The following is a 9,783-nucleotide window of genomic DNA, read 5'->3' as shown; positions in this document are numbered from 1 at the left end:
ATACGAGGTCAAGGCGGCGCACTTCGGCGCGTTCGTCAGCATCGCTGCCGCATTGATCTGCTACCGCCAATATGCCAAATGAAACGACTTCTTAAAACGGCGGGTCGTCGTCGTATCCGCCCATGGCCGCGCCGCGGGCGTACCGTTCGCGGGCCGCGACGTCGTCCGCGGTCTCCAGGTCGCCGGTGTCGTGACCCCACGCCCGCAGCGCCGCCAAGGCGCAGTCCCGGTTGTGCGGATCGGTGCTCGTGGCCAGGAGACGCCGGGCGTGATCGGCCAGTTCGCTGCGATGCCCGCCCAGGAGAGGGTGTTCGGCGAGGGGGACGGCGGCGACGAGAGCCGCGTCGCGGGCGTCCGCGTTCTCGTGGCCGAGGAAGGGCCGGACGGCGGCGAGGAACACCGGCCGCAGGTCCCGAAACGCCCGCATCTCCTCGTACTCGTGGAGGAACCGCTCCCCGTGCCGGCGTTCGCCGATGGCGACGCACTCGTCGTCCGCATCGCGGGCGGTGTCGCCCAACCATTCCAGCAGCCTCACCAGCGTCGGGCGGCGCGACGGCGCTGCGGCGTCGGGGTCGAAGTCGCCTGCTGTGAGGTGGGGTTGGTCGAGGACGGCCGCGACGTAGCGGGCCACGGGCACGGTGGCCTCGTAGATGGTGTTCTGGTGGGTCACCTCCCCGAGCGCGTCGGTTGCGGCGTCGGCCCGAACGGCCGGGTCGGGGTCCAGGAGGCGTGCCAAGGCCTCCGGCAGGAACTCCCCCGTTCCAGGCCCGGTGCCCAGGGATGCCCAGTCCGTGCCGTCCAGGATCCGGCAGTGGTGGGGTGGCCCGTCGAGAGCGGGTTCTCCCGTCGGCCTGCCGTTCTCACTCACACCCGGAGACTACGGCGTCGCCGGAACCGAGTTGCCCGGGGGCATCGCGGCGGGCGTGTTCGATGGCCGGTGGCCGGACCCACCAGGCGTTGGAGGGGATGTCGTTCCTCGACCACGCCGTCGCGGCGGCACTGCGCGGATGGCAAGGGGTCGAAGTCCGCGCTCGTGGACGTCTACTGCTCCCGGGCGACGGGGGCGGAGTACACGAACAGCAGCCGGTTCCGGCCGGCCGGCGCGGTGTGGGAGATCAGCGCCGGCGTGGGGGTCCGGGGCCGCGCGGTCCATCCCTCGACGGTCACCGTGTGGATCTCGCGCCACGCGCCGTCCTCGAGAACGGCGAGCCTGACAAGGGCGTCGCACGCCGGCGGTTCCCACGCCTGGGGGTCGTCGTGGTCATCCGGGTCGTCCTCGGGTCCGCTCCAGACCCCCGTCGCCCAGGCCGCGTGGAGGAGGCCCTCGTGCACCGCCAGGACCGGCCGACCCGTGCCCGCGGTCCGCGCGAGCACGACCGGTTCCGACCAGGTGCCGCCCTGCTGGGCGGCGGTGTGCACGATCGTCGCGGCGTCGCGTTGGTCGTCGTCGTACCGACGGAACAGCATGTGCAGCCGCCCCCATGGAAGGCGAGGTCGAAGTCGAACCTGTCGCCGACGGGCGGGGGCGCTTCGTCAGACCAGGACGTGCCATCGAACGTCAGGTGATACACGACGGCGGTGTGCCGGTACCGGTACGCGGTGCCCACGAACGTGTCCGACAGGCGGGGCGACGACGTCTCCCGCACCCCGTCCGGGACTTCGACCGAGGGGTCGAACCCGTGGAAGACGAGATGAAGCACACCGTCGTGGACCACCAGGACGGGCTGTCCACTGACCAGCCGACTGACCGCCCGCGATTCCCAACCGCCGTAGCGACCCGACGTCGCCAACAGCAACACCGGGAAATCCTCGTCGGGCTCCCGCGTCAGGTACGCCAGGTACAGCCGGCCGCCGAACGACGCGAGCGCCGGCGCGGTCCCCGTATGCGCAACCTCGATACGCCGACGCTCCCCCCACTGCCCGCCTCCCCCGAAGGCCGGGGTGAACACGCTACACCACAGATACCGGCCGTACCCCAGGGAATCGTTGTGGACGCAGTGCACCCGCCCGTCGAGCTCCGCCAACACCGCCACGTCACTCTCCACCGGGTCGGACGACACCACACTGGGGATCGTTCCCCTCCCGGACTTGAACGTCGACCACATCAACTCGAAATCCACCGACGTCCCCGAACCCCCGCTTCCGCGCACGAACACGCGCCTCCGCGAGAATACGGACCCCTCCGCCGGGACTCCTTCGAATACCGGGATCCCCGACCAACCCCGTCGACTCAACGCCGGTTCGAGAAGGCGGACGACCAAGTGCGGGGGAATACAACCGGATACGGCCCGGGCCCGATGGTCGAGATCGTCAGCGTCCACAGCGACGCAGCCCGGGCCCCTTCTGCGACAGCACCCGGGCACCGAAGCGTCCGCCGAACGCGCACCGACAGCGTGGTCGGCGGGCTGCCGGCCGGCGTGGAGCGGGACGACCCGCTGCCGCCGCCCCCGTGGTACCCGTTCCGGCCATCCGGAGAGGCGTTCCGGTATACGCTCGCGCGGTTGCCCGCCGTCCGGGAACCGTGGCTGCGGGCGATCCACGACCGACGAACGACCCCCACCGCGCCACCCGACCCGCACCGGGGCCCGGAACTTCGTTGCCGCGGCCGCCGGCGCCGTGGAGGATCGACCCCATGTCCTCCTCCTCCGCACCGCCGTTCCCGCTCGCCCCGGACGCGACGGCACGGTGGTGCCGGGATCGGGCGCGGGCGATGGACCACGTCCTGGCGGCGGTTGCCGCGTCCCGTTGGGTGGACGAACTCGTGTTGCGCGGGAGCGGTTGTTGCGGGCGTGGTACGGGTCCGCCGCGCGCGACCCGGGCGATCTGGACTTCGTGGTCACCACGAGTGGGTGGCGGCCGCAGGACGGCCGTACCGCGCGGATGTTCGCCGAGATCGCGCGCCGCGCCGAGGAGTCGTCCGCCGCGGACCCGTGCGGCGTGCGGGTGTTCGCCACGTCGACGTCGGACGAGGAGATCCGGGACTACGACCGGATGCCCGGTCGTCGACTCGGTTTGCGGTGGCGGTCCGAGAGGCTGCCGGGCGGGACGGTGCACCTGGACTTCGCGTTCGGCGAACGATTGCCCAGCGCACCAGCGTTGGTCGAGATCCCGTCGTCGGACGGGACGGAGACGCATCTGCTGCTCGGGGCCACGCCCGAGCAGTCGTTGGCGTGGAAGCTCCTGTGGCTGATCGAGGACGATCCGCCGCGGGGCAAGGACGTCCACGACGCAGCGCTGCTCGCCGAACGCGTGTGCCTGTCCACCGCGTTGACGCGGGCCACGTTCATGGCGTGGGACCCCACGTACGGCGGGCGCGCGTTCACCCGGGACGCGCTCGGGCTCGATCGGGTGGACTGGGCCGGATTCCGCCTGGCGTACCCGCGATTTGCCGAAGGCGATCCCGCGGCGCGGCTGGTGCGGGCGCTCGCACCCGGCTTCGTCGCGGGATCGCCGATGGTCACCGAGGGCGCCGGCCGGCGCGACGTCGGCATCGAACTCCCCGGATGAGCCAGGCCGGGCGAATCCGGCTCCGACCGGCACCGCGTCGTCCGGGGCGAGTGTGAGGCGTGCTCGTCCGCTCGACCGGGCCCGCTCGCGGTGCCCTCGCCGGGCGGCGCGTGTGGGAACGCCGTGACGTCGCAGGTCGGTGGGCTTCGCGTGTGAGAGCAGCCGGGCCGCGACGAGGTGCCGGTCGAGCACGTCCTCCCACAGCCGCGCGATACCGGCCTCCGCGCGCGGCCACATCGATAGCCCCCCGAGTGATGGCCCGTCATCGTCGGCGCTCGGTCAGGGCTTCAGCGTGGTGGCTCGTGGGACCACGGGTGCGTCGTCGGCACGAGTGGTGGCGGGGGGTTCGTGTGCAACAGGACGGCCAGGGCCTCCTCGACGCGGTCGAGGTCGACGAGGTGGTGGGCGAGGTCGTGGCTGATCCCGCGGTCGTGCTCTTGGAGGACGGTGACGGCCTCCTCGGTGCGCCCGGCGCCGGCGGGCAGGCGTGCGATGTCCTCCGCCGCGTACCAGGTGCCACCTTCGGGGTGGGCGCGGGCGTGTTCGAGCGCCTCGTCGACGCCGCCGCGGGCGGCGATCAGCGGCAACCGTATCCGGTACAGCTCCCACTCGTCCTCGCCCCCGCGCCGGGCGTGGAGGGCGTCGAGGTGGGCCAGGCCGTCGGCGGGGCGGCCCCGGTCCAGGCACAGCTCGGCCAAGGCGTGGAGAATCCAGTCGTCGCCGGGGTGGGCGTCGGCCCGGGCGCGCATCACGGCGATCGCCTCCTCTCCCCGTCCGTGCCGGACCAGGAGCTGCGCGAGTTCGTAGGCCGAGTTCGGGTCCCGGGCCGCGGGACCGTCGCGATCGCGCCCTCCACGTCGCCACCCTTCTCCCACAGCTCCGCCAACCGCCCCACGGCCTCCTCATGCCCGTCCGACGCGGCGTAGGCGCGCAGTTCCTCGACCCGGCCGTGCCGCGCCAACAGGTCGGCCAGCTGGTCTCGGCCATTGACCGAGATAATCTGCTGGCGGTGGAGCAGGGCGACGGCCTCGTCGATACGGCCCTGGCGCTCGCGGATCGTCGCGAGCAGGCCAAGCGCCGTGTCGGGGTCGAGGCCGCGGCAGCACCATGGGCCGTCGCAGCGGTGGTCGGCCCGAATCAGGCCGGCGAGCAGCGCGGCGGCCTCCTCGTCGCGGCCGGCAACGCAGGCGACGTCGACCAGGGCGGTGGCGAGCACCCAGTCGTCGACATACGGCACGAGCAGGTCGAACGCCTCCTCGGCGCGGCCGTGCCGGGCGAGCAGCCTCGTATAGGCGTCCAGGGCTCTGGGGTACCCGGCCTCCATGCGCTTTCGGGTGATGTCGATCGCCTCGTCGACGCGGCCCCAGCCCTCCAGCAGCCCGGCCGCGGCAACAACGGCCGTCCACCAGCCCGTTGCCACATACGGGGCGAGCACCTCCCACGCATCGCCCTCCCGGCCCCGATCACCCAGCACCCGTGCCCACGCCAACGCGCAGAACCACTGCCCGCGTCCGGCCTGCGCCTCCACCACGTCGGCACGGCCTCGTTCGAGCAGCCGCGCAACCAGCTCCGGCGGAATGCAGCCGGACCGCGTCCGGGCCCGGAAGTCGAGATCGGTGGCGTCCACGACCGGACACCATAACGCCCGACCCCGACACGGAGCCGACAGCACCGACGACTTCGCATCGGGCCGGTGGACACGACCGGCAGGACCCCGCGCCGGCGCAGCCCTTGGCGACTGGGGTTGCTGTCGTAGCCCCTGGCGCGCACGACTCGGACGTCACGACCTCGTCCCACGGATGTCACCGAGCGAAGGACCCCTGGCTGCCACCGGACACCGACACCCACGGAAGCGGACCGGGGCGGCTCGTGGACCGACGCGTCGACCGAAGCCGGACGCGGCTGCGACCGCGGCAAGACTTTGCCGGACCTCGACTACCCAAGCGTGGGCAGGTGACGTCAGAAGACGGGCTCGGGTGGGGGGCGGACCAAGTGTCGGGGTCGAGCATCTGCCACAGGGTGAGGGACAACCCTTCGGCGCCCATGTCGTCGACCTGTCGCATCCACGGCGACGGGGACAACAACCGGCGCAGTCAGCGGTTTTAGCGTTTGACGCGGCCTCGGATGGCGAGTGCGGCGAGGCCGAGGAGGACGGGTTCGAGGAAGCGGGACGTCATCTCGATGTAGGCCCCTGCGGTGGTCAGGTTCTGGCCGGAGGAGCGGAAGACCACGGAGTTCAGGACGACCCGGGTGGCCTTCTCGGCACGCTTGCCGGTCAGCCGATCATGGGGTGAGCCGGTCAGGACGGGGTCGGGGTGATCACCGGCTACTGGCTGCTGTCCGGCTACGGCCTACGCGCCACCCGCGCCCTGACCTGGCTGCTGCTCGCCATGACTGCCACAGTAGGGCGCGTTCGCCGGTGGGGCGTTTGTGGTCGTGGCGGCGCATCTCCATCTCGCCGTAGTAGAAGTCGGCGGCGTCGGGTTCGTTCTTGGCGTCCTCGGAGGCTTTGCGCAGTGCGCGGTAGACCGGGCCGATGTCCTCCGGGCCCGCGATGAGCGCGACGTTCGGGTGGTCGGGACCGGTGCCCAGCCGTGTGGGGGCGGTGGCTCGCCGGGGGCCAGGGCGCGCCAGTGGTGTTCCTCGGCGATCGTCCTGCGGCGGGCCAGTCGGGCGGGGATGCCCTTGCGCAGACTCCAGCCGGTGGGGGGCGAGGCGAAGCGGGTGTCGCCGTCCAGGCGTAGTTGGTCGAGGTGGAAGGCGCCGGTGAACACGCACTCGGTCAGGTCGGTGCCGGTCAGGACCAGGTGCGCGGCGTCGATTCCGCGTAGCGAGAGCACACGCACGCCCGGGTCGTCCGTGCCCCACGGGGCCTCGGACACGGGGGCGGCGGGGTGCCGAGAGGGGCGTGGTGGGCGCTGATCGCAACGGGTTGAGAGACCACCGCGTCCGTCAGGTCCACGCTCGCGTACCGCAGCCGCAGCGCGGCCGTCGAGTCCCAGCGGGTGCGTACGCACACCACCGACGTCGCGGCGGCGCTGATGGTCACCGGCGCGGTGAATACGGCGTTCGACAGGTCCAGGCGCCCCCGACACGCGAACGGCCCCAGAGCGCCGGCGGTGCTGAAGGTGGCACCCACGAAGCCGGCGCCGGTAAAGAAGACGGCGCCCTCGAACCGCGCCTCGTTGGCGAACGTCGCGCGGAAGAAGGAGGCGTCGGTAACGAACGTGGCCTTGGCGAACCAGGCGTTGCCGGCGAACGTCGCGCTGCCGAACCAGGCGCGGGCGGTGAACACGGCTCGGGTGAACCCGGCGTGGATCGCGAACCTCGCCCCGACGAATCGTGCCTCGGCACTGAACACTGCTCGGGTGAACTGGCCGCCGGCGAACGTGGCACCGGTGAAATGGGCGTCGCCGGTGAACGTCGCGCGGTCGAAGCAGGCATTGCCGAGGATGGTGTTGTCGAACCAGGTGGCGGCCGTGAACGCGGCGCTTTCGAACGAGGCGTCGGCCGCGAACGTGGCTCCGGCGAACTCGGCGTCGGCCGTGAACGTCGCTCCGACGAAGCCGGCGTCGGCCCTGAACGTGGCACCGTTGAAGCGGCCCCTGCGGGTGAACGACACGCCGTCGAAGTGTGCGTCGGCGGTGAACGTCGCCTCGTCGAACCGGGCGGTTCCAAACTCGGCACGAGTCGCGGTCGGGCTTCGCAGGACGTCGAGAAGCTCGTCCAGCAGCGTTGCCGTGAAGGTCGTGCCACGGTGATCGACGTCGACACCCGGGGCCAGACCCGCAAGGTACCCGGCCCGGTCCGTGGGGGCGAGGTGAGCCAGGCACCGGGTATGTCCGGTGACGTGTATGCCCCGGCATCCGACGGGGTCGCTCGTGGTTGCACCCTCCGCGCAGTGCGGCCACGGTGGGGGTGTAGGCGAAGGTGCCGGGGGCGACGTCAGGCCGTCGAGGACGACCCGCAGTGAGCCGCCGGTTGCGGAGAGACGACCGACTTCCCGGGCTCTGACGCACCTCCGGCTTCACTGACATTTCCGGTGGCCAGGCCTTCGAGGGTCTTCTCGCGGATGTAGTCGCGGTCGAGTTGGGCGGCGACCGCCAGGACGGCGAAGAGCATGGCGCCCATGCCGGACGGGTCGTACACGCCGGTGAGCGGACCGGTGAGGAGTTCCAGGGACATGTCGCCGGCCTGGAGGTCGGCCGACAGTCGCATCAGCTCCGCCGCGTTTCGGGCGAGCCGTTTCAGCTCGTGCACCGTGAGCAGCACGCTCTGGTCGGGCGCGGCCTCCTTGAACCGTTGGGCGAGTTGCAGAGCCTTCTCCAGTTCGGGCCTGACCTTGCTCCGGGTGCTGATCTGTTCGCGGAAGATCTTCGAGCAGCCCGCCTTCTCCAGGGCCTCGATCTGGCTCGCGAGTTCCTGCCGGCGCAGGGGCGTGCGGGCCTACCCGATCCGGATCGGTCCGGGCGAGGCCGCCGCGGCCGTCGGTGGCGCCGGCCGGCGGATCCACGGCTTCCCGGGTCGGCGATCGGTGGGGGTGGGGACGTCGAGGAGTTCGCGCAGCGCGGGCACCAGGACGAACCGCGGCGTGTGGTACTTGACGGTCGTCCTCCCGCCCCGGGTGCGGCAGGAACTTCCGGCCGGGGCGGCGCACTTGGGGCAGTCGTGGCGCTCGACCGCGTCGGCGGCCCGATCCGGTGTCCATTCCATGCCGTTCAGCGTCGCAGAACGTCGGTGACGCGCGGCATCGACGAGAGCATCGGTATGCCGGTCGTGGGCACGGTGTTGCACTGGTCGGGACCCGAAGCGGAGATCCACCGGCTGCGGGCAGTGGCAGCTCAGGCGGCGCCGGAGGTGCCGTTCGTCGATCCGAGCGCAATCCGCGATAACCCGGGCCGCAACACAGGGCCGGCCGCCGGTGGCGAACCGACGGCGCCGCCTTCGGCGTTGAGCCGCGCGTTGGCCCGCGAGCGGGGCGGTGGAACCGTGCGGCGCGCGGGGGGCGGGGTGCTTCAGCCGTTGGCGGAGCGGGTTCAGGCCGCCGGCCGGGGGGAAAGCCGCTCTGCCCGGCGCCTCGATGGGCCGCGGCTCGCGTTCGCCTCGGAGATGTCCGCGCTGGTCGCACGGTCCGCGATGGGCTTCATCGAGACGCCGCTCGGGGCGTGCGCACCGTTCCAGGGCGTCCAACTCCCGGGAGCCGGCTGCCTGATCGCCTTCGACGCCGCCGGCTCGCTCGTCCACCAGCGGTGGTGGGGCCTCGCCGACGCGCCGGTCGAACAGGATCAGCGGTGTGAACCGGGACTGGAGCCGCTGTCAGCCGCGCTCCTCGACCCGGGACGCGATGACACATCGCGTTTCCCCCGGCAAGGGCGCTGTCTACGGTCGGACCAACTCCTGGGCGATGTACCGCCATCGGGATGCCGACCCACCCGACGGCAGCGGCAGCGACCTCCGGGGTCGCGTCGAGGGCCCCGTGGACTCGTCCGGATGGTCACAGGTCCTCCTCGGCGAATCCCAACGCCATCCGGCACCACCCGCGCTGCCTGGAGGGGTGGGCGGCGACCGAGTCCGGCCCGGCCGCGCTCCTCGGCCGGCGCCCGGACGCGGCCGCCGTGGCGGAGCGCCTACCGGCCGCCCGCTGACGGATCGTCCCTAACCGGAGGGCCGGCCACCACATGTCGCCACCGCTCGGCGCCCCGGGCCAGATCCCGACCGATCCGGTCGAGGAACGTGCTCATGAGCGAGAGCCGCACTCCCGCCGGGGTGGCAGCGCCCAGCAGTCGGGCCCCGTCGAGGGCCACGGCGGCGATGCGGGCGTTGGCCTGGATGCTGGCCACGATGGCCTGCAACCAGACGTCGTTGTCGATGACATACAGCTCCGCCCGGCCGTGCGGGTGGCGCTCGCGCCGGATCAGCCCTTGTTCCTCGAGGTGGCCCACGGCCTTGGACACGGATGCCGGGCTGACCTGGAGGAGCCGGACCAGTTCCGCCGAGGTGAGGCTGCCGGAGTCGGTGGCGTACAGGCAGGCGAGCAGACGCGCCACCATCCGCGGCAGGCCGGCCGCCATCAGCACGGGAGTGAAGCGCTCGCCGAACTCGCGGACGACTGCGGAGTCGGCACCGGGCGCGGCGGTGTAGAGCACGGGATCGACGTGTACGCCGTCCGCCGGGCCGCCGGGGATCGGGGGGGGGGGGGGGGGGGGGGGGGGGGGGGGGGGGGGGGGGGTGTGGGGGGGGGAGGGGGGGGGGGGGGGGGGTGGGGGGGGGGGAAGG

The 9,783-nt window shown here is 72.3% G+C and carries 10 protein-coding genes; 1 reads left to right on the top strand and 9 read right to left on the bottom strand.

Features of this window, described 5'->3' with window-relative positions:
* Positions 1 to 91 precede the first annotated feature (91 nt).
* Entirely contained in the window at positions 92 to 868 is a 777-nt protein-coding gene (locus ACZ4FV_RS50670; RefSeq protein WP_465328148.1) for a hypothetical protein, read from the bottom strand.
* A gap of 173 nt (positions 869 to 1,041) precedes the next feature.
* A complete protein-coding gene (locus ACZ4FV_RS50665) occupies positions 1,042 to 1,467 on the bottom strand; it encodes a hypothetical protein (RefSeq protein WP_465328146.1) in 426 nt (141 codons plus the stop codon).
* A gap of 1,314 nt (positions 1,468 to 2,781) precedes the next feature.
* On the opposite strand from ACZ4FV_RS50665, the gene ACZ4FV_RS50660 reads away from it, so the two are divergent.
* Positions 2,782 to 3,507 carry a nucleotidyl transferase AbiEii/AbiGii toxin family protein gene (locus ACZ4FV_RS50660; protein ID WP_465328144.1) on the top strand — a complete coding sequence of 242 codons (726 nt, stop codon included), beginning with the start codon at positions 2,782 to 2,784 and terminating at the stop codon, positions 3,505 to 3,507.
* Positions 3,508 to 3,794: 287 nt separating this feature from the next.
* On the opposite strand, the gene ACZ4FV_RS50655 is transcribed toward ACZ4FV_RS50660, so the two are convergent.
* From ACZ4FV_RS50655 to ACZ4FV_RS50625, 7 genes are all read right to left on the bottom strand, one after another.
* Complete coding sequence (locus tag ACZ4FV_RS50655) at positions 3,795 to 4,265, bottom strand: hypothetical protein (RefSeq protein WP_465328152.1); 471 nt, start codon at positions 4,263 to 4,265, stop codon at positions 3,795 to 3,797.
* A complete protein-coding gene (locus tag ACZ4FV_RS50650; protein ID WP_465328143.1) occupies positions 4,256 to 5,134 on the bottom strand; it encodes a tetratricopeptide repeat protein in 879 nt (292 codons plus the stop codon). The genes ACZ4FV_RS50655 and ACZ4FV_RS50650 overlap by 10 nt, the downstream gene beginning before the upstream one ends.
* A gap of 475 nt (positions 5,135 to 5,609) precedes the next feature.
* Positions 5,610 to 5,738: a hypothetical protein gene (locus tag ACZ4FV_RS50645; RefSeq protein ID WP_465328141.1), complete on the bottom strand. Its 129-nt coding sequence runs from the start codon at positions 5,736 to 5,738 to the stop codon at positions 5,610 to 5,612.
* A gap of 566 nt (positions 5,739 to 6,304) precedes the next feature.
* Positions 6,305 to 7,129: a pentapeptide repeat-containing protein gene (locus ACZ4FV_RS50640; protein ID WP_465328139.1), complete on the bottom strand. Its 825-nt coding sequence runs from the start codon at positions 7,127 to 7,129 to the stop codon at positions 6,305 to 6,307.
* Positions 7,130 to 7,452: 323 nt separating this feature from the next.
* Positions 7,453 to 7,941: a recombinase family protein gene (locus ACZ4FV_RS50635; RefSeq protein WP_465328150.1), complete on the bottom strand. Its 489-nt coding sequence runs from the start codon at positions 7,939 to 7,941 to the stop codon at positions 7,453 to 7,455.
* A gap of 12 nt (positions 7,942 to 7,953) precedes the next feature.
* Positions 7,954 to 8,220, bottom strand: a complete 267-nt coding sequence (locus ACZ4FV_RS50630) for a zinc finger domain-containing protein (protein WP_465328137.1) — start codon at positions 8,218 to 8,220, stop codon at positions 7,954 to 7,956.
* Positions 8,221 to 9,134: 914 nt separating this feature from the next.
* On the bottom strand, positions 9,135 to 9,653 hold the full coding sequence (locus ACZ4FV_RS50625; protein ID WP_465328135.1) for a GbsR/MarR family transcriptional regulator: 519 nt from the start codon (positions 9,651 to 9,653) through the stop codon (positions 9,135 to 9,137).
* Between the last annotated feature and the right edge of the window lie 130 nt (positions 9,654 to 9,783).

The sequence above is a fragment of the Embleya sp. NPDC025285 genome (assembly GCF_055558835.1).
Note: the sequence above shows the minus strand (reverse complement) of the source record. Positions and strands in the feature narration are given on the sequence as shown.

Bases quoted from the DNA above. Each gene is read 5' to 3' on its own strand.
- ACZ4FV_RS50665 (WP_465328146.1), bottom strand. From the start codon at position 1,467: ATGCTGTTCCGTCGGTACGACGACGACCAACGCGACGCCGCGACGATC.
- ACZ4FV_RS50630 (WP_465328137.1), bottom strand. From the start codon at position 8,220: ATGGAATGGACACCGGATCGGGCCGCCGACGCGGTCGAGCGCCACGAC.